12 protein-coding genes and 1 tRNA gene are annotated in these 20,056 nt (G+C 66.7%); 9 read left to right on the plus strand and 4 right to left on the minus strand.

Annotation, left to right across the window (positions count from 1 at the left end):
• Nucleotides 1–5 precede the first annotated feature (5 nt).
• Nucleotides 6–293, minus strand: coding sequence for a DUF732 domain-containing protein (locus ACYU98_RS11095; RefSeq protein ID WP_460468265.1), 288 nt, complete (start codon nucleotides 291–293; stop codon nucleotides 6–8).
• Between the two features lie 336 nt (nucleotides 294–629).
• On the opposite strand from ACYU98_RS11095, the gene ACYU98_RS11100 reads away from it, so the two are divergent.
• Nucleotides 630–4,103, plus strand: a complete 3,474-nt coding sequence (locus ACYU98_RS11100) for a ricin-type beta-trefoil lectin domain protein (protein ID WP_460468266.1) — start codon at nucleotides 630–632, stop codon at nucleotides 4,101–4,103.
• Nucleotides 4,104–4,154: 51 nt separating this feature from the next.
• On the opposite strand, the gene ACYU98_RS11105 is transcribed toward ACYU98_RS11100, so the two are convergent.
• Complete coding sequence (locus tag ACYU98_RS11105; RefSeq protein WP_460468267.1) at nucleotides 4,155–4,649, minus strand: YflT domain-containing protein; 495 nt, start codon at nucleotides 4,647–4,649, stop codon at nucleotides 4,155–4,157.
• Between the two features lie 137 nt (nucleotides 4,650–4,786).
• Between ACYU98_RS11105 and ACYU98_RS11110 the strand changes: the two genes are divergently transcribed.
• From ACYU98_RS11110 to recD, 4 genes are read left to right on the plus strand one after another with little or no spacing between them, the layout of a single operon-like run.
• On the plus strand, nucleotides 4,787–5,602 hold the full coding sequence (locus ACYU98_RS11110; protein ID WP_460468268.1) for a transglutaminase-like domain-containing protein: 816 nt from the start codon (nucleotides 4,787–4,789) through the stop codon (nucleotides 5,600–5,602).
• A 60-nt stretch (nucleotides 5,603–5,662) separates the two neighbouring features.
• Complete coding sequence (recC, locus tag ACYU98_RS11115) at nucleotides 5,663–8,995, plus strand: exodeoxyribonuclease V subunit gamma (RefSeq protein ID WP_460468269.1); 3,333 nt, start codon at nucleotides 5,663–5,665, stop codon at nucleotides 8,993–8,995.
• On the plus strand, nucleotides 8,992–12,318 hold the full coding sequence (locus ACYU98_RS11120; RefSeq protein WP_460468270.1) for a UvrD-helicase domain-containing protein: 3,327 nt from the start codon (nucleotides 8,992–8,994) through the stop codon (nucleotides 12,316–12,318). The genes recC and ACYU98_RS11120 overlap by 4 nt, the downstream gene beginning before the upstream one ends.
• A complete protein-coding gene (recD, locus tag ACYU98_RS11125) occupies nucleotides 12,315–14,084 on the plus strand; it encodes an exodeoxyribonuclease V subunit alpha (protein ID WP_460468271.1) in 1,770 nt (589 codons plus the stop codon). Before ACYU98_RS11120 ends, recD begins: the two co-directional genes overlap by 4 nt.
• 90 nt (nucleotides 14,085–14,174) lie before the next feature.
• Here the strand turns inward: recD and ACYU98_RS11130 are convergent.
• Nucleotides 14,175–14,251: transfer RNA gene (locus ACYU98_RS11130), tRNA-Met, on the minus strand.
• A 205-nt stretch (nucleotides 14,252–14,456) separates the two neighbouring features.
• On the opposite strand from ACYU98_RS11130, the gene ACYU98_RS11135 reads away from it, so the two are divergent.
• Genes ACYU98_RS11135 through ACYU98_RS11145 form a run of 3 tightly spaced genes read left to right on the plus strand, consistent with a single transcriptional unit; the run spans nucleotide 14,457 to nucleotide 16,560 of the window.
• Nucleotides 14,457–15,245 carry an ABC transporter ATP-binding protein gene (locus ACYU98_RS11135; protein ID WP_460468272.1) on the plus strand — a complete coding sequence of 263 codons (789 nt, stop codon included), beginning with the start codon at nucleotides 14,457–14,459 and terminating at the stop codon, nucleotides 15,243–15,245.
• On the plus strand, nucleotides 15,242–15,976 hold the full coding sequence (locus ACYU98_RS11140; RefSeq protein ID WP_460468273.1) for an ABC transporter permease: 735 nt from the start codon (nucleotides 15,242–15,244) through the stop codon (nucleotides 15,974–15,976). Before ACYU98_RS11135 ends, ACYU98_RS11140 begins: the two co-directional genes overlap by 4 nt.
• Nucleotides 15,973–16,560, plus strand: a complete 588-nt coding sequence (locus tag ACYU98_RS11145; RefSeq protein WP_460468274.1) for a TetR/AcrR family transcriptional regulator — start codon at nucleotides 15,973–15,975, stop codon at nucleotides 16,558–16,560. Before ACYU98_RS11140 ends, ACYU98_RS11145 begins: the two co-directional genes overlap by 4 nt.
• 1 nt (nucleotide 16,561) lies before the next feature.
• Here ACYU98_RS11145 and ACYU98_RS11150 read toward each other — a convergent pair whose 3' ends face one another.
• Nucleotides 16,562–19,450 carry a UPF0182 family membrane protein gene (locus ACYU98_RS11150; RefSeq protein WP_460468275.1) on the minus strand — a complete coding sequence of 963 codons (2,889 nt, stop codon included), beginning with the start codon at nucleotides 19,448–19,450 and terminating at the stop codon, nucleotides 16,562–16,564.
• Nucleotides 19,451–19,511: 61 nt separating this feature from the next.
• Between ACYU98_RS11150 and ACYU98_RS11155 the strand changes: the two genes are divergently transcribed.
• Nucleotides 19,512–20,054, plus strand: coding sequence for a PPA1309 family protein (locus tag ACYU98_RS11155; RefSeq protein ID WP_460468276.1), 543 nt, complete (start codon nucleotides 19,512–19,514; stop codon nucleotides 20,052–20,054).
• The last annotated feature ends 2 nt before the right edge of the window (nucleotides 20,055–20,056 follow it).

Here is a 20,056-nt window from a genome sequence, read left to right on the forward strand (position 1 = left end):
CCAGCTTAGGACGAGGTAGCGACCTGCGGGCAGTAGGCGGCAGTCGCCGCGGAGACCAGTCGGTCGGCGGCTGCCTGCCCGCCCACCTGCGTCGCGAGTTCACCGACGGCGTCGTGTCGCGAACCGGTCTCGACGGTTTTGCAGATGGCTTTTCCTTGAGCCTTCAGCTGTGACTCCGAGCGTCCGGGAAGCACACCCCGGGCAGTGCTGAGGTAGGCGGCCTCGGCTCCCGCCCCGGTCATCGACGGCGTGGTCGCACCCGTCAGCGACGGCATCGTCGACGACCCAGTCATCGACGACCCGGTCGACGAAGCGGACGGAGAACCCGGCGCCACGACGGCAACAGAGGACGAGCGAGGGGACGCCGTCGGCTGCGACCCACACGCCGCTAAGGCGAGCGTCAGCAGTGCCAGAGTCCACGGCCGCTTGTCCATCTGTCGAGTATCGACCCGAATCACCGTTCGTGCATCGAGGCCGGGAAAAGCTGCAACATTTCGCGCACTCTTCCCTGATTTCGCGGGCAGGTTGCTTTGATGCGTTCTATCTTGTGGATCGCTCAACATTCGAAGTCCCGAGGGGGGACTCGCAGTCCCGAGGGGGGACCTTTCTTGTTGCATCGCCATGCCTTAATGCCCCGAGTGCTTGCCGGCGTCATCGCTTTCATCGCAGCGCTGACCACGTCCGCTCTCACGGCTCCCCCAAGTCACGCGGACGTCACGACCATCTCCTACGACAATCTGCGGACCGGATGGGACAAGAACGAGGCTGGCCTCTCCCCGGCGAGCGTCTCCGCGACCGACTTCGGCAAGTTGTTCGCCACCCAGCTGGACGGCCAGATCTACGCCCAGCCGATCGTCTCCAAGGGCGTGCTACTGGTGGCCACCGAGAACAACAAGGTCTACGGTCTGAACCCAGTCACGGGTGCGATCACGTGGTCCCGCAGCGTCGGCGCCGCGTGGCCAGCGTCCTCCATCGGCTGTGGCGATCTCGTTCCGAACATCGGCATCACCGCGACCCCAGTCGTCGACCAGGTGACTGGCACCGCCTACTTCACGGCCAAGGTGAATGACGGCGCTACCGCAGCCACCCCGCACTGGTATCTCCACGCGATCAACATCGTGACGGGCGCCGAGCGCCCGGGATTCCCGCACACGATTCAGGGACACCCGAGCAACGACCCGACGAACACCTTCAATGCCAAAACGGCGATGCAGCGCCCAGGTTTGCTACTCATGGGCGGCGTTGTCTACGCAGGTTTCGCCAGCCACTGCGACTACGGCCCGTACGTTGGATATGTGGTGGGCGTGAACGCCACCACCGGCGCGCAAACCGCCCTGTGGTCAACCGAAACGGGCACCTCCAACACGGGCGCCGGGATTTGGCAGTCTGGCGGTGGCTTGGTCTCCGACGGCCTCGGCCGGATTTTTTTCGCCACCGGCAACGGCACAGCACCCGCTCCAGGAGCGGGCACCAACCCGCCGGGGCAGTTCGGCGAGTCGGTCGTACGCCTGCAGGTCAACGCCGGGGGCACCCTCTCTGCCAAAGACATTTTCAGCCCGGTGAACGCCACGCTCCTCAACCGCGACGACACCGACTTCGGGTCCGGCGGTCCGCTGGCCATCCCCGACGGTTACGGCACCGCTGCCCACCCCCACTTGATGGTGCAGGTCGGCAAGGACGGTCGGGTCTTTCTGCTCGACCGCGACAAGCTCGGCGGCGTCGCGCAAGGACCAGGCGGCGGTGACGCTGTGCTTCAGGTGAACGGGCCTTACCAGGGCGTCTGGGGCCACCCCGCGTTCTGGGGCGGCGACGGCGGTTACGTCTACATGATCACCAACAACGGACCACTGCGCGCCTTCCGCATCGGGAAGGACGCGGCCGGCAATCCCAGCCTGGCCGGCGCCGGAACCACCACGACGAAGTGGGGTTACACCTCCGGCTCGCCGATCGTGACCTCCAACGGAACCGCTTCGGGAAGCGCTCTGATCTGGGCGATCAACTCCTCCGGCCCAACGGGGGCGAACAGCCAACTGCAGGCGTACGACCCCGTCCCCGTCGCCGGTGTGCTGCAGCTGCGCTACTCCGTCCCGGTGGGCAACGCCTCGAAGTTCGCTGTGCCGGCCACCGATAACGGTCGTGTCTACGTCGGAAACCGCGACGGAGTCATCTCCGGCTTTGGTCGTCCGACAGTGTCCGCGCTGAACGGCACTGGCACCGACTTCGGGTTCGTCGGTGTCGGCCAGGAAGCCAGCCGAACTCTCACCTTCACCGCTTCGAAGGCCGTCACCGTGAACGCCGTGACCGCCGGGGCGCCCTTCACCGTCAGCAGCGCCCTGCCCGTCACTCTCGCCGCGGGTGCCAAGGTGAGCGTCACGGTGACGGCGAAGCCGACGATCGGCGGCCAAGCGGTAGGGACTCTGATGTTCTCCACCACCGCCGGACAGGTCCCCTTTGATGTCCGTGCCTACGGCGCGGTGGCAGGTGTGTCCGCTGGCCCAACGAGCCTTTCGTTCGGCCAGGTGCCGACCAGCGGCACCGTCACGAGCAGCGTCAGCATCACCAACACCAACTCCCTCCCGACGGCCATCACCTCCGCGACGCTGCCGACGGCTCCGTTCGCGGTGTCGAGCGTGCCCGTGGCCGGCACGATCCTCGGCCCCGGCGCATCGGTGTCGGTTCCGGTCATGTTCTCCCCGAAGGCGACCGGGACGTTCACCTCGCAATTGACCGTCCAGACCGCAACCGGCTCCGTGACTGTTCCGCTCAGCGGCACCGGCGTCGCCGGTGCTCCGCGGATGGATCTCACCCCGACCGTCGTCGACTTCGGGCAGGTCCCCGTCGGCAGCCCCGCGCGCAACCGCACGTTCAAGCTGACGAACACCGGAAACCTGGTCCTGACGATTACCAAGGCGGCGCCGCCTACGGCACCGTTCAACGTCGCAACGCCGATTTCGGAGGGGCAGCAGCTCGAACCGGGTGACAGCTTGACCATCTCGGCGTTCTTCCAGTCGGCGGCGGTGGGCACCTTCACCGGCACCTACCTCGTGACCTCGAACGACGGAACCGGACCACATGCCGTCACGTACAAGGCGACGGCAACACCCGCGCCGGTGGCGGTCGCCGATCCGGCCTCCGGGCGATGGACGCTCAATGGGTCCGCCACGCGGGTCGGCGGCACCCTCACCCTGACCCCAGCGAAGACCTTCCAGGCCGGCAGCGCTGTCTACGCCGGGCCGGTGGCGGGCCAGGGTTTACACGCCCGTTTCACCGCGAAGATCGGCGGCGGCCACCTGGGTGGTGACGGCATGACGTTCGCTGTCCTGGACGCGACGAAGACCACGGCGAAATCGGTCGGCAGCTCCGGCGGCGCGCTGGGGTGGGCTCCCCTCGCCGGGTTCGCCGTCACCCTCGACACCTATCAGAATCCAGGCGAACCCTCGGGCAACTTCGTGGGCGTCGCAACAGGGTCCGGCGGAGCCGGCAACGCACAGTTGAAATACGTCGCCACCTCGAACCTGCCAACCTCGCTGCGGACCGGAACCCACCTCATTGACGTCACCACGTCACTGACCGCATCGACCGTCACGGTCTCCGTCGACGGCGTACGGCGAATGGTCGCCACGGTTCCGATCCCACCATCCGCTCGACTGGCGTTCACCGGCGGCACCGGCGGCTACACCGACATCCACCAGGTCAGCGGTGTCACCGTCACGCAGACGCCGCGATGGGCCCAAATCATCGGGTTGAACGGCAAGTGTGTCGACGTCCGTTCCGGGGGAACCGCCAACGGCACGCCGGTGCAGATCTACACCTGCAACGGCAGCGCCGCGCAGTTGTGGGCCGTCGCGCAGGACAACTCCTTGCAGGCACAGGGCAAGTGCCTCGACGCGGTCCACGCCGGGGTGACCAACGGCACCAAGCTGCAGCTCTACACCTGCAACGGCACCGCGGCGCAGACCTGGGTTCTGCGCGCGGACCGGCGGATCTACAACCCGAAGTCCGGCAAGTGCATCGACGACTCCTCGCGCGGCAAGGTGAACTCGACCCAGCTCCAGATTTGGTCATGCACGGGTGGCACCAACCAGTACTGGACGTACAAGTAGTCGTACGGCTTGGGCGGGCGGCGAGCGCACCGCCAGCCCGGCCGTACGAACTCAGCCCTGAAGGTGGAGCTGTTCCAGCAATTCGCGGGCGCGCTGCGCGCCGGAGTGCTCGACCAACACTTCATATTTCGTCGCAACGACCTGGGTGACCGAGGTGAAGTCACGCCGACCGCGGGTGGCGGTGTAGCCGATGGCCGCCCACACCGCGCCGAAGACGGCGCCGAAGAGCACCGTCGAAATGATGATGCCCAGCAGCGAACCGTTGCCGAACATCGAGAAGATCAACCCGACGAACAGGCCCATCCAGGCACCGGAGGCGAGCCCACCCAGGAGCACCTTGTTCCAGTCGAGCCGTCCGGTGATCCGCTCCATCTGCTTCAGGTCGGTGCCGACAATGAGGCAGGTCTCCACCGGGAACTCGTGGTCGGAGAGGTAATCGACCGCGCGCTGTGCGTCCTGGTACTTCTCGTAGGTCCCGAGCGACATCGGGAAGTTCAGGTCGAGGGAGGGGAACCGCGGGGAGGGGCGCATGCCGGGGGTGCTCATGGTTCCAGTCTCCCCCACACCGCCCACCGCCGTACGAGGTGGCCGCAGATCGATCCCCGCGGTATGACGCATCGCGCAGGTTCTCCGGGACCGTACAGTTGGGTCAGGAAAACGTCGCTTCCCGCAGAAGGAGAACCGTGTCCACACGCACCGTGCAGATCGGCTGCACCTTCCGCTATTCCTCGCTCGCTCCCACAGCCGCGGTCTTCCAGATCGAGGGTCAGAGCAGCGACTTAGTCACGGTGTCCAACGAGAGCTGGGAGATCACCGGCGGGCTCCCGCTGCACCACTACCGGGACCTGTACGGAAATCCGTGCGCGCGGCTGACGCTCCCCGTTGGTGTCACAACGCTCACGTACGGCGCCACCGCGGTCGTCCCGGACGCGTTCGACTCCTGGGATGAATCCGCGCAGGAGATCAACCCGACCGACCTGCCCGACGACGTGCTGATCTACACAACGGCCAGCCGATACTGCCAACCGGACTTGCTCGGCAGCCAGGCATGGCGGCGGTTCGGACACATCGCGCCGGGCTTTCAGCGGGTCCAAGCGGTCAACGCGTTCGTGAACGACTGGCTGGTCTACACCGTCGGCTCCACCAGCAGCACAGCCACCTCGATGGACACCTTCGGCACTGGCATGGGCGTCTGCCGCGACTTTGCGCACCTGATGATCACCTTCTGCCGCGCCCTCAATATCCCGGCGCGCTATGTCCACGGCTACATCACCGAGATGGACGTCGAGCCGACCGGCCGACCGATGGACTTCCACGCCTGGACCCAGGTCTGGATCGGTGGCAGATGGTGGAACTTCGACCCGCGCTGGAACAAGCCGTTGAAGGGCCGCGTCGTGATCGGCACCGGGCGCGACGCCGCCGATGTGGCCATGGTGACGACGTACGGCGCCCCGTGGCTCCAACTGATGACCGTCACCGCGCGCGAGATCACCGGTTAGTCCACAGCTCTTCGGGCAACCCCGACGCGGCTGTCGGTGGTCCCGTCTAGGGTTCACGACGTGGCTCTCGTACTGCACCGTTCGGACCACCCGGAGGCCTTGGCCGACGGGCTGGCCGCGATGTTACGCGCCGAACCACTCGACGTATTTGCCCAGGAATGGATCGTTGCCCCGACCCGCGGAGTCGAGCGCTGGCTGGCCCAACGGATCTCCCACACACTCGGCGCGCGCAACGGGTCCGATGGTGTGGCGGCCGGCATCAGGTTCTTCACCCCCGCCTCTTTGGCGTCGCTGCTGCTCGACCGAGACCGCGACGATCCGTGGTCACCCGACCGTCTCGTCTGGCCGGTCCTGACTGCGATTGACGAGTGTTGCGGAAAGCCCGGATTCGAGGCGTTGACTGCCCATCTGGGTGCCGGTGATCCGGAGAGCGAACCCGAGGCCGAGTGGCAACGGCTCGCCCGTCACTCTCGGCGCTACGCCGTGGCGCGCCGGATCGCCGGGCTCTTCGCGTCCTATGCGCGCGAACGGCCGACACTCCTGGCCGAATGGGAAGCCGGTTCCAGCGCGGCGTTGCCCGACGACCTGCGATGGGAGCCACCACTGTGGCGAGAGACTCTGGCGGCAGTGGAGAGCTTGACCGGCCATCGTGAGTCGCCGGTGCAACGACACGAACGCGTGGTGGCCGCGTTGCGCGCTGGCTCATCCGAACTCGCTCTGCCGCAACGCGTCTCGTTGTTCGGCCACACCCGTCTGAGCGTGACCGACGTTGAACTCCTCACCGCGCTCGGTGACCATCACGATGTCCATCTCTGGTTGCCCCACCCCTCCCCGGGACTCTGGTCCGCCCTGGCAACCACCGGCGAGGTCGGCGCATCGCGCGCTGACGACCGATCGGCCACGCTGGCGCATCACCCCCTGCTGGCCACCCTGGGCCGGGATGTCCGCGAACTCCAACAAGTGCTCCAGCCGGCGACCGACCTCGGCGTTACGCCCTCCCCAAGAGTCGCCACCTATAGCCGACTTTCGCTGTTGCAGAACGACATCCGCGCGAATGTCCCACCCGATCCAAGCCGCAGCGGCAGCGACGACGACCTGTCGGTGCAGGTGCACGCATGCCACGGCCCGACCCGCCAGGTCGAGGTGTTGCGCGAGGTCCTTACCGCACTCTTCGAGAACGACCACACCCTTGCGCCACGCGACGTGCTGGTGATGTGCCCCGATGTCGAGCGCTTCGCTCCGCTGATCCGGGCCGCGTTCGACGGCGCCGCCGAGTGGGGCAGCGACACCCACCCCGGCCGCAGCCTGCGGGTCCAACTAGCCGACCGTGCCCTTGCCGCCAGCAACCCCTTGGTCGACCTCGCCCACCGTGTGGTCGCGCTCGTCGCCGGCCGCATGACGGCCTCGGAGATCCTGGATCTCGCCGCCCACGAAACGGTCGCTCGGCGGTTCGGATTCGACGAGGAGGATCTCGACCTGCTGGCCGGTTGGATCAAAGAGACGGCGGTCCGCTGGGGGCTCGATAGCAACCACCGCGGCGAATACGGTCTGCGAGCTGTGCCTGACAACACCTGGGCCGGCGCCTTGGACCGTCTGGCCCTCGGCGTTGCTGTGGCCGAAGACACCGATGGCAGTGCAGGCGAACTCCTGCCGGTCGACGCGGTCGGCAGCAATGACATCGCCACCGTCGGCCGGTTCCTGGAACTGATGGCGCGGATCGAACGCGCAGCCGCGAGGGTCCGGTCCGTCAGCGCTGCGGCGCCGAGCAGTCGCGGTCGATTGACGGCGAGTGAGTGGACAACGTGGCTGCGGGAAACGGTCGATGATCTCGCCGCTTCCGCCGCTGACCAACCGTGGCAGGTCGAACAACTCGGGCGCGAACTCGCCGCGATTTCCGACGCGGCCGGTGATCGAATCTCGCTGCGATTGGCCGATGTCCGGGTAATGCTTGAGCAACGCTGGAGCGGCCGGCCGAGTCGAGCGAACTTCCGAACCGGCGCCGTCACCGTCTGCACCATGGTGCCGATGCGGTCGGTGCCCCACCGCGTGGTCGTGGTGCTGGGTGTCGACGACGGGGTCTATCCCCGCTCCCCCATCACCGACGGTGACGACGTGCTCGCGCGGGCTCCCCGGGTGGGCGAACGCGACCTGCGCAGCGAAGACCGGCAATTGCTGCTCGACGCCGTGATGGCGGCCGGTGACACCTTCGTGGCGATCTACTCGGGCTTCGACGAACACACCGGCCTGCGCCGGCCACCGGCTGTGCCCCTCCAAGAGTTGATCTCCGCCGCATCATCCACCGTCACCGCACCAGGCGGCTCCGATGTTTTCCTGCGACACCACACGCTCCAGACCTTCGACGACCGCAACTTCGACCCGTCGATCGCGGCGGTGCCCGGTGGGTCGTTCGACCGGGCCGCGCGCGATGCAGCGCTGGCGTTGCGAAGACACCGGGCCGATCCCGCGCCCATCCCGTCGCTGATGGACTTGCGGTTGTCGCCGAGGCCAACGACGGCGGTCACCCTCGAGGAGTTGCGGGCGTTCTTCGACAATCCGGCGCGCGAGTTCCTGCGGCGCCGACTCGACGTCACCGTTGCGTGGGAGGCCGACGAGGTCGACGACTCGTTGCCGATTGAACTCGACAGCCTCGAGCAGTGGGCGATTGGTGACCGGATGCTCGGAGCCGTCCTCGATGGATCGGGCTTGGATCGCGTCCGCGCGGCGGAGGAACGTCGCGGCAGCCTGCCGCCAGGTCCGTTGCGTGCGCGAACGCTGGAGAAGATCTCGGGCGACGTCGCCTCGCTCACCAGCAACCTCGATACGTCTGGTCGCCGTTCCCATCAGGTCGGTCTCGATCTCGGCGGCGTGCGCCTGACCGGGGTGGTCACCGGCATGGTCGGTTCCGCGCTCGAGGTCCGCACCTTCTCCAAGGTGTCGGCGAAACACGTTCTCGGCGCGTGGATTGATCTCCTCGCGGTGGCCGCTGCCAACCCTGCGGTCGCCCCGGCCGCTGCCCTGCACGGCCGCAAGGGCAACGTCACCCTCAAAGCCCCGGAACCCGATGAGGCGCGCCACCTGCTGGGCCAACTGATCAGCTATCGCGACAAGGGTCTGCAGTCTCCCCTCGGCATCCCGCCGAAGACCGCGAGCGCCTACGCCTGGGCGGTGCGCAACGCTCCAGACCTGCGTGACCGCGGGGCGATCGGTCGCGGGTATTCGCTGGCCCGGACTATCTGGGAGGGCGACAAGTTCGCCGGAGAGAACGACAACCACTGGTGGCAGAGAGTGCTCGGCAAGGGGTCGACCATCGAACAACTCGACGGCAATCAGTCGCTGCGCTACTGGGCACCGCTGGTGTGGCAGCCGATCCACGACCACGGCGGTCACGTATGAGTCAGCCCACCAGTCACTCCATGCCCGAGATGCGCTCATTCGATCCAGTCGGTCCACTGCCAGTCGGCACCACGCTGATCGAAGCGAGCGCCGGAACCGGCAAGACCTGGGCGCTTGCAGCGCTGGTCACCCGCTACGTCGCCGAAGAGGGCCTCCCGCTCGACCAACTACTGGTCGTCACCTTCAGCCGGATGGCCAGTCAAGAACTGCGTGAACGCGTACGCACTCAGCTGGAGGAGACCCTGCACGCCCTGTCCCGCCCGGCCGACCCGGAGGATGACGTCCTTCTGCGCCACCTTCGGGACACCGACGACACAGAGCTGGGTCGGCGCATCGAACGGCTCCGCATCGCCCTCGCGGACTTCGACACCGGCACCATCGCCACGATTCACCAGTTCTGCCACTACGTGCTGGCCGGTCTCGGAGTCGCCGGCGACTCCGATCCGCAGGCCCGATTGGCCGAGGACCTCGAAGACCTGCAACGCGACGTCATCGACGATGCCTACGTCGCGTACGGCGTCGACTCCGCCGGCACTCCCGGCCCGTACGACGTCGCCGTCCGTGCCGCCCGGGCCGCCCTCGCAAACCCAGTTGCCCCGCTGATGCCCGATCCGCCGCCAGCCGCGCAACGACGGTTGTTCGATTTCATCGGGCGGGTGCGCGTCGACTTCGATCACCGCAAGCGCCGCGCCGCATTGCTCAGCTACGACGACTTGCTGACCCAACTCGCCCAAGCGCTCCACCGCCCCGGCAGCGTGGCCCGCGAACGGATGCGGGCCCGCTGGTCGGTGGTGCTCGTCGATGAGTTCCAGGACACCGATCCGGTGCAATGGGATGTCTTTGCAACCGCGTTCGCCGACAACGCCAAAACGTTGGTGCTGGTCGGTGATCCAAAGCAGGCGATCTACGGATTCCGTGGCGGCGACGTCCACACCTACCTTCAAGCGGCAGCGGACGCCGACACTCAACTGTCACTGCCGGTCAACTGGCGCTCCGACGGTGCCTTGGTCGACGCCCTGCAGCAGCTGACGGGGAACGTCGAACTCTCCCCGGGGATCGTCGTCCACCCGATCACGGCTGCCCGGCAAGACCGGCGGCTGGCTGGCGCCCCCGACGATGGTCCGGTGCGGCTGCGGGCCTTCATAGGAGATCGGGTGAGCATCAACATCGCTCGATCACGGGTGGCCGCTGACGTCGCCGAAGACATCGCCCGACTCCTCACCAGCGGCGCGACCTTCGACGAAGAACCTGTCTCGGCTCGTCACGTCGCGGTGTTGGCCCATACCTATCGGGAACTCGAACTGGTCCGAGACCAGTTGCGGCTGCGCAGAATCCCGTGCGTTCTGGTATCGAGCGCATCGGTGCTCCACACCGAGGCCGCCGGTTGGTGGCTCACCTTGTTGATGGCCCTCGAACAGCCACACCGGTCTGACCGAGTGCGCGCTGCGGCCCTCACCCCGTTCCTGGGCTGGACGGCCGAGCAACTTGATCAGGCCGGCGACGATGCCACCGACCGGATCGCAGAGACCTTGCGCGATCTGTCTGCCGATCATCGCCGCGGTGGGGTCGCGGCCGTGCTCGACCGGTTACGAGCCGACGGGCTAAGTGCGCGACTGCTGGCCAGCCTCGGTGGAGAACGCAACATCACCGATCTCGAACACTGCGCCGGACTGCTTCAAGCCAAGGTGGCCGAAGGCATGAGTGGGATCACCGGGCTGGTCACCTGGCTGCAGCGTCAGTCGGCCGACGATGCGACCCGAACTCCGGCTGGCGCTCGAATTGTGCGCCTCGATTCCGATGCTCACGCCGTCACCCTGTCGACGATCCACGGCAGCAAGGGCCTGCAATATCCGGTGGTCTATGCCCCGTTCCTGTTCGACCGCTGGATCAGTGACCGCGATCATCCGGTGCTCGTGCATCGCGACGAGCAGCGCGTCCTCGCCTTTGACAACGGCGCCACGACCCAGGGATCCCACGCCGACGAAGCCAGAGCCGAAGACCTGCGGCTGACCTACGTCGCGATCACCCGCGCTCAGTCCCAGCTGGTGCTGTGGTGGGACCACACTTGGAACAACTCCAACGGCGGCCTACACCGACTGCTGTTCGCCCAGGGTGGCAGCGCCACCGCGATCGAGGCGCGCGCCGCGATGGCTCCCGGTGCCCGTCCGATCGTGCAACCCGGCGGCGATCGGAAGATCTCCGACGCCGGTGTCATCCGCGGGATCTTGCAGTCCTGGGAGTCTGCCGGAGCCTTCAGCTTCACCGAGATCACCACCACCGAGGCTGTGACCAAGGTTGCGGAGCCGGTGAACGACCGACCCTGCGTCGCCCGCAAGTTCACCGCCGCGATCGACCCACTGTGGCGGCGTACCTCATACAGTTCGCTGGCTACCGCTGGCGAAGTCGACGCCGCCACCGAGCCGGAGACCGTCGACCTCGGCACCCACGACGAGGAGGAGGTCACCGTCAGTCAGGGAACCGGCAACGTCGGCCACGATCGTCCCTCCCCGATGGCCACCCTCCCGATGGGCGCGACCTTCGGGTCATTAGTCCATGCCGTGTTGGAGGAGGCCGACCTCCAGGCCGCCGATCTTCGCGTCGAGTTCGAAGGGAAGACACGCGAACTCCTGCGCCGCTGGCCGGTCGAGCTCGACCCGACGGAACTCGCAAACGCGCTCGAGCTCGTCTGCGAGACACCGTTCGGGCCACTGGCCGAAGACCTGTGTTTGCGCGATCTCACCGAGAGCGACCGGTTCGCGGAGATGGACTTCGAACTTCCTCTGGGCGGTGGCGATCGACCCCACCCGAACGCCAAGCTCGGCGATATCGCGAGTCTGTTGCGCCGCCACCTGCCCGACGGCGACCCGCTGCTTCCCTACGCCGACGCCCTCGACAACCCGGCACTGGGCGACCAGGAGCTGCGCGGCTATCTCACCGGATCTGTCGATCTCACCTTCCGCCACGGCGGCCGGTTCTTCGTCGTCGACTACAAGACCAACCGGCTGGGTGAGCCCGAGACCGATCTCACCCTGGCCGACTACACCCCCGACCGGCTCGCAGCGGCGATGAACCACTCGTCCTATCCACTGCAGGCCCTGCTCTACGCCGTGGTGCTCCACCGCTACCTGCGCTGGCGATTGCCCGCCTACGACCCGGAGAGCCACCTCGGCGGCGTGCTGTACCTCTACCTGCGCGGGATGGCGGGCGCCGACACTCCACGTGTGGATGAGGTCCCGTGTGGCGTGTTCGCCTGGCGGCCGCCGGTCGCGCTCGTTGAGGCAGTGTCGGCTCTGCTCGATGGCGCGCGTGAGGAGGTCCGATGACCGAATCGCGCATCTCTATCGCGACCGATGGTGAGTTGCGGGCGCTGAACGATGCCGGCTTCCTGGACGGCTCCGACGTTCTGGTGGCCCGCCGCGTAACCACGCTGCTGCAGGAAGGCGATCCGGCGGCTACGCTCGCGCTGGCGTTCACCATCCGAGCCGTACGAGAAGGGTCGACGGCGCTTGACCTCGCCTCGGTACAAGGGTTCCGGGCTGCGGCCGGGTCGGGCGATCTTCTCGAGGCCGAAAGTGGCGAGGGTCCAGCATCGATCGTGGATCTCCCTGCTGCGGCCGAATGGCTAGAACGCGTCGCGGCAAGCCAGTTGGTGGCCGCTGGCGTGCTGCGAGTCGATCTCGGGCTGGTCTACCTCGATCGCTACCACGCCGACGAGTGCCGAATCGCTGATGCGCTCGTCGCGCGCAGCCAGGTGGTCCTTCCGGCGATTCCGGTGTTGCCCGAACACCTCCCGCCGGACCTGACCGAGCAGCAACTTCAAGCGGCGTCTTCCGTTGCGGCTCGAGCGACCACGGTGTTGACCGGAGGGCCGGGAACGGGCAAAACCCACACGATCGCCGGCGTTCTCTCCGCGGTGACAAAGGCTTCCCACGGCAACCTGCGCATCGCGCTTGCAGCGCCCACCGGAAAGGCCGCCGCAAGGATGACCGAATCGCTGGCCACCGTTGCACCACAGCTTGATTCATCTCTTCATGCGGTCACGCTTCACCGACTCCTGGGCTTCCTTCCGAGGAACCGCCAGCGGTTCCAACACAACGCCCGAAACCCATTGCCCCACGACTTGGTGATCGTCGACGAGGCGTCCATGGTGTCGTTGAGCCTGATGGCCCGCCTGATCGAGGCGCTGCCTCCTCCTTGTCGACTGCTGTTGGTGGGAGACCCCGACCAGCTCGCCTCGGTCGAGGCTGGATCGGTTTTGGCCGACGTCGTCCGAGGCCTAGACGGCAGCGGTCAGATCGTCGCTCTCACCCACGATCACCGCCTCGGAGGTGGCCGCGCGGACCTCGCGCGCGCCTTCCGCGCAGGAGACCAGCAGGCGGTTCTCGCCGCGATCGATGCAGCCGGCGAATCGGTGACGTTTGTCGAGACAGACACCCCGAGCGCCCAAGATCTGGCTCCCGTTTTGCGCCACGCGGTCGAGCTCCGTCAGGCGGCGGTCGCGGGCGATGCCGATGCGGCCCTCGACCTGTTGGGGCGGTCGCGGTTGCTCTGCGCCCACCGGAGTGGGCCGTTTGGAACCGGCCGGTGGAACCGCCTGATTGAACAGGCGTTGTCCGAGCAGTTCCCGGAGATCGGCCACCAGCCGATGTATTTCGGTCGTCCTGTGCTCATCACCCGAAACGACTACGCGCTCGGGGTCTTTAACGGCGACACCGGGGTGATCATCCGCGGCGCCGACGGTCGACCGGTGGCTCTGGTCGACACCGGCAGCGGGCGTCGCGAGATCTCGCCCTGGAGACTGTCCGACATTGAAACGATGCACGCGATGACCGTCCACAAAGCCCAGGGCAGTCAGGCGGAGCAGGTGACCGTTCTGGTGCCGCCTATCGATTCACCGTTGCTCACGCGTGAGCTTCTCTACACCGCCGTGACCCGCGCCCAAAAGCACCTCACGATCGTGGGTGCTCGTCCGGCAGTCCTGAAGGCGGTCGAGACTCCGGTGCTCCGATCCTCGGGTCTGACTCGGCGCCTGAACGCCGCGGCCGAGAACCCTGGCCCCGACCCCGGCGGGGCGGCGCCGGAAAGCTAAGGGGGCGGTCGGGGCCAGGGCCACCCGAAGCGCTGGCCACCAGCCCTGACAAGCGCTTAGGCCCGGGATCCGAAGATCCCGGGCCTAAATTGGTAGCGGGGGCAGGATTTGAACCTGCGACCTCCGGGTTATGAGCCCGGCGAGCTACCGAGCTGCTCCACCCCGCGTCGGTAAGACCAACCATACGTGACACCTCGTTCGTTCACCAAATCGACAACTTCCGAACGCCCGCGGCATCACCAACCAAAAGCGCGAAAGCAGCTGTGGGCCAGTCGATTTCAGCACGGAAAGTGGTCGCTATAACGACCGAAATGCATTACTACGGGCGTAGTGGGGTTGACGGGCGGTGATCAGGCAAGCACTATTCAGCACATGATGAGTTCAACGCGTGATGAGTTGCCGGACACCGGCACGAACACCGCTGCGATCAGCGTCGACAACGTCGTGGTGCGTCGAGGGAAGACCGAGATCTTGCACGGCCTGACCTTCACCGTCCCCCGTGGCAGCGTCGTCGGGTTGATGGGCCCCAGCGGCTGCGGAAAAACCACACTGATGCGCTCCCTGGTGGGCGTTCAACACGTCGCCAGCGGCGACCTCACCGTTCTCGACCACCGCCCGACGGACGCCGCCCTCCGCCCGAAGCTGGGCTACGTAACCCAGGCCGTCAGCGTCTACGGCGACTTGTCGGTGCGCGCGAACGCGCAATACTTCGCCGCCCTTCAAGGGGTCACTGCGCAGGACGCCGACCGTGCGATCGAAGCCGTCTCCCTCACTCCGTACGCGGACCGACGGGTCGGGACGCTCAGCGGCGGGCAGGCGAGCCGGGCATCGTTGGCCTGCGCGCTTGTCGGGCACCCCGCACTGCTGGTCCTGGACGAACCGACGGTCGGCCTTGACCCCGTCACCCGCGAGGACCTCTGGGCCCACCTACGCGCTCTCGCCGACGACGGCACCACACTCCTGATCTCCAGCCACGTGATGGACGAGGCCGCTCGCTGCGACAGCGTGCTGTTGATGCGCGACGGCAACTTGTTGGCCCACCTGTCACCGCGCGAACTGCTCGAACGCACCGGCGCCGACTCGATGGAAGACGCTTTCCTCACCCTCATCCGCTCCACCGAAGCCACCGAAGCCACCGACTCAGATCGGGAGTCCCGATGAACCTGCGCATCCTGACCGCAACCATCAAACGGATCCTGCTGCAGCTCAAGGAGGATCACCGCACGGTGGGACTGATCGTCGGAGTTCCGGCGTTGCTGCTGATCCTGCTGTACTACGTCTTCAATGGCGGCGCCGCCTTCGGCCGGATCGCCGTATTGATGCTGGGCATCCTTCCGATGCTCGTCATGTTCTTGGTGACCTCGGTCGCGATGTTGCGCGAGCGCACCTCCGGAACACTCGAGCGCCTACTGACCACCCCGCTGCATCGCGCCGACCTGGTGGTCGGTTACGCAATCGCCTTCGCCGCGACCGCGTTGGTTCAGGGGTTGGTGCTCGTCGCGGTCACGCACTGGGCGCTGAGCGTTGACCCCGCCGGGCCGATCCTGTGGGCCCTGCTTGTCGCCGTGGTCGCCTCGACCGTCGGCGTGGCTACCGGACTGTTGGCGAGCGCCTTTGCCCGCACCGAGTTCCAGGCCGTGCAGTTCATGCCGTTGATCATCGGGCCGCAAATCTTCCTCTGTGGCCTGCTCGCCCCGCGCGACGGCATGCCGACGGTCCTGCAGTGGCTCTCCGACATCCTGCCGATGACCTATGCGGTCAAGGCGCTCCAAGCCATCGCCACCACGGCCGACCCCACCGGTGACGTTCTGCGCAACGTCGGAGTCCTCGCCCTGTTCGCGCTTGGCGCCCTGCTGCTCGCCGCCTTCTCAATGCCGCGGCAGACCCGATGAGCCCGCGCGGCGGTCGACGAGTCGGCAGTCCGGACACCCGAGGAATGATTCTCGAGCAGGCTCGAATTCTGTTCGGCGAGAAGGGGTTCGACCGCACGACGATGCGGGAGGTGGCCGCTGCCGCCGGCGTCGACGTGGCCCTGATCAGCCACTACTTCGGCAACAAGCGCGGCTTGTTTGTGGCGACGATCGACTTCCCGGCCGATCCTGACGCGGTGATGGGCTTCGTCGCCGATTGCCCCCGAGATGAACTGGGCGAACGAGTGGTCGCCGCGGTCGTCGGGGTCTGGGACAGCGATCTGGGACCGGCGTTGGCGGCCCGGTTCCGCGCGGCGATGCTCGACACCGAGTTCGGAACGATGCGTGAATTGCTCCTCGGGGTGATCGCCGAACCGCTGCGCAAAAAACTCGCTGGCACGCCGGACCTCGAGTTGCGGATCTCGCTGTTCGCGGCCCAAATGGGCGGCCTGCTCATCCTTCGCAACTTGGTGGGCCTGCCCGAACTGAAGGAGCGGGACACCCAGTCGTTGGCCCGGTTGGTCGGGCCGTCCATCCAGCGCTACCTCACCGGCGACCTGCCCTGACCTACTTCGTCGAAGACAGTTTCCCCACCCGGTCGAGCGCCGACTTCATCCGTCCCATCGCCGCCTGATAGCCGCCGAGGTCACCGCGCTTCAAGGCCGCCTGCCCCTCGTTCCACGCCGTGCTGGCATCAGCGATCGCCTTGGGAACGGTGTCACCAGCGACCGGTTTCGAGGTTCCCGTGGAGTTGCTGAACAGCCCGTTGAGGGCGCGCTCAAGGGTGTCGGCCCAGGCGATTCGTCCACCGAACTGCACCACGACGGCTCGTTGCAGTGGATAGCCGGTGGTGCCACCGGACTTCACATACAGCGGCTCGACATAGAGCAGCCCGTCACCGAACGGCAACGTGAGCATGTTGCCGAACTGCACCCGAGTGCCGTTGTTCGCCAGGAACTGCGAGAGCGGCTGGTCGGACCCGGGGATCGAGGCAGCCTCGCTCGAACTGCGCAGATCGTTCTGGAACTGGGCTGGGCCCTTGATGGTGGTGGTGCGTGGCATCGTCCACAACCGCAGGGTGCCGTAGCTCCCGTTCGGCTTGCCCGGCGTCGGCGTTGCGTCGGAGTCGACCGCCAGATAACCGGCGAGGTTCTGCCGCGAGCCGTTGGGGGTGTAGGTGCTCGACAACGAATATTCCGGCGTCTTCTGCCCCGGCATCGCCAGCGACAGGTAGTAAGGCGGCTGGCTCTCCCCCGCCGTACGGGTGGGGTCGGCCGGCACCTGCCACAGGTCGGTGCCGCTGAAGAAGGTCGAGGTGTCTTGCGGGTGGTAGCGCGCGAGCACCTCACGCTGAATCTTGAACTGGTCGGACGGATACCGAACGTGGGCGCGCACCGCTGCTGGCATCTTGGACGCCGGCTGCACGGTTCCGCCGAAGGCCTTGCGCCACGCCGCCAGAATTGGGTCTGAGGTGTCCCAGGCATACAGCTCGATCTTGCCGGTGTAGGCATCGACGGTGGCCTTCACCGAGTTGCGCAGATAGTTGATCTTGCTGTCACCGGCAGCTCGTACGTTCGTGTTCGCCTGGGTGAGTGTGTCCTGAGTGCTGGCGAGCGACTCCAACTGCGAATAGGGGTAGCGGTCGGAGGTGGTGTAGCCATCGACCACCCACTGCAGACGGCCATCGGCGACGATCGGATAAGGGTCTCCGTCGACGGTGAGCCAAGGGGCCACCTTCTTCACCCGGGCGACCGGGGAACGGTTGTCCAGAATCCGCGAGTCATTGTTGATCGCGTCGGAGAACAGGAAGTTGTATTCGGAGTATTTGATCGCGTAGGCCGCGCGACGCATGAAGCCCCCGAGCGCGACTCCCCCGCCGCCGGTGTAACTGGTGCGCTGCTCCGCCCCCTTGGAATCGGGATAGTCGAGCTCGACCGGGGCCGACCCCTTCGCCCCACCCACGATGGAGTAGGCCGGGGAATCCTCACCGAAGTAGATCCGCGGCTGGTAGGGTCCGGCGACTTTCTGCATGTCCATCTGAATGGGCTCGCCCTCAGCATTGCGCTGGTTGCCGTAGACGGCGACCAGCCCATAGCCGTGGGTGTAGACGGTGTGTTGGTTCACCCAGTTGCGCTGCTCCACGGGGATCCCGCTGAGGTCGAGTTCACGCACGCCTACGACGGCGTCGGTGATCTTGCCGTCGACGGTGTAGCGGTCGACATCGAGCAGGTCTGGGAAACGGTAGTACTGCTTGAGCTGGCTCTGTTGCAGGGTGGGCGCGATCAGGTCGGGGTCGATCAACCGAATACCAGGGACGGACGCCGAGTCTTGTTCTTTGGCGGCGGTCGTCGGCGTGGTCTGCGGACTCTGATCGATCGGTTGCACGTTCGCGACGCCATAGGCCGCCCGGGTCGCCGCAATGTTGCGGGCGATATAGGGCGCTTCGAGCGAGCGTGCGTTCGGGCCGACCTTGAAGTTCTGGACCAAGGAGGGATAGATCCCGCTCAGCGCGACGGTCATGACGACCATCGACACCACGGCCACAACCGGCAATCGCCAGGTGCGGGTCCAGATGCAGGCGACGAACAGGCCCGCACACAACACCGCCGCGACGGTCAGGATGGTCTTCACCGGCTCCTGCGCGTGGGCGGCGGTGTAGTCGACACCTGTGATCAGCCGGGACTGCTTGGTGGTCAGGTCATAGCGGCCGAGCCAATAGGCGACGGCCCGCACCAGCAACAGCAAGGCGGCTGTGACTGCCAACTGGATGCGTGCGGCCGGGGTGAACCGTTCGCCGACCTCTCGGGTGAGCGAGATGGCGCCGTAGAGATACATCGTCAGCAGGCCGGCAACAAGGGCGAGCACCAACGCGAGGGTCAACTCGGTGACCAAGAACTGCCACCAGGGCAGGCTGAAGATGTAGAAGCCGATGTCTTTGCCGAACTCCGGGTCGCGCTGGCCAAAACTCTGCCGGTTCCACCAGAGCAGCAGCAACTGCCACTGGCTGGTGGCGACCCCACCACCGAACAGTCCGAACAGCAGCGGGACGCCGCGGAAGGCAAGCTTGCGCATCGGCTCGATCGCGTCGCGATAACGCTCCATCGAGTCGCGCTCCACGGCCAACGGCACCAGGAACGGGCGATAACGGTGGGCGAGCTTGATCGAAGCCAGGATCAGACCACCGGTCACCACGAACCCGCCGACGAACATCCCGCCCTTCGCCATCAGCTGGTTGCGGTAGACCTCGGAGTAGCCGACCGATTGATACCAGAGGGCCTCGGTCCAGATCTTCACCCCGAGACGGAGGGCAAGGTAGGCACAGAGCACCGCAATGGCGGTGTAAAGGACCCGGCGCGCGGAGCGTCCACCCAACGGTCGACTACCCCACGGGCTCGCCGGACCCGCGTCGCGGTCGTCGGCCGATTCCACGGGCACCTCCACGGGGATGAGCAGCACTTTCCCGACTAACCTAACCCGCCGCACCGACACCGCTTGGCGGATACGGAACGATGGGGGCATGAGTTCCTCCGACGAACCGGTCGTCCGCCCCCTGCTCAGCCCGCTCGGCGAATGCGCCGTCGACACCGAACGACACGTTGCGGCGGCCGGCTGGGACCAGCCACCGCGCCTTTTCGCCCTCGCGCGCAACGCTTCACTGATGGCCAATGAGCCGGCGCTGGTCGACCAATTGAATGGCGCTGACCCCGACGGGATCAGCGCCATCGAACAAGAAGGCATGCCGCGTACGTCGTCGGTCGAGTCGATGCTCGGCCGGCTCGCGTGGCCGCCCGAGGTCGAGGGTGTCGCCCTGGCCATCGAGCGGATCGTGGTGCCGCCGGAGGCCGAGAACGACCTACCAGCCAACGCAGAACAGGCCGCCGAAGCCTTGGCGAACCACCCCGACCGCCACGACGTACGGCTGCTCGTCGCCGTCGCCCGTGACGGCGAGTTCCTCTGCCTGCTGCGCCAGCGTGACCACGACACCGACGACAAGGTCGCCCTGGGCCAGGACATTGCGCCCGGGCTGGTGGCCGCCTTGAAAGCGACCCTGGAAGGCTGAGC

Source organism: Calidifontibacter terrae (assembly GCF_054778835.1).

Excerpts from the sequence above, each read along its gene's own strand:
- ACYU98_RS11105 (WP_460468267.1), bottom strand. The coding sequence starts at position 4,649 with ATGAGCACCCCCGGCATGCGCCCCTCCCCGCGGTTCCCCTCCCTCGAC.
- recD (WP_460468271.1), top strand. The coding sequence starts at position 12,315 with ATGACCGAATCGCGCATCTCTATCGCGACCGATGGTGAGTTGCGGGCG.
- ACYU98_RS11145 (WP_460468274.1), top strand. The coding sequence starts at position 15,973 with ATGAGCCCGCGCGGCGGTCGACGAGTCGGCAGTCCGGACACCCGAGGA.
- ACYU98_RS11100 (WP_460468266.1), top strand. The coding sequence starts at position 630 with ATGCCCCGAGTGCTTGCCGGCGTCATCGCTTTCATCGCAGCGCTGACC.
- ACYU98_RS11155 (WP_460468276.1), top strand. The coding sequence starts at position 19,512 with ATGAGTTCCTCCGACGAACCGGTCGTCCGCCCCCTGCTCAGCCCGCTC.
- ACYU98_RS11120 (WP_460468270.1), top strand. The coding sequence starts at position 8,992 with ATGAGTCAGCCCACCAGTCACTCCATGCCCGAGATGCGCTCATTCGAT.
- ACYU98_RS11140 (WP_460468273.1), top strand. The coding sequence starts at position 15,242 with ATGAACCTGCGCATCCTGACCGCAACCATCAAACGGATCCTGCTGCAG.
- ACYU98_RS11095 (WP_460468265.1), bottom strand. The coding sequence starts at position 293 with ATGACTGGGTCGTCGACGATGCCGTCGCTGACGGGTGCGACCACGCCG.
- ACYU98_RS11135 (WP_460468272.1), top strand. The coding sequence starts at position 14,457 with ATGATGAGTTCAACGCGTGATGAGTTGCCGGACACCGGCACGAACACC.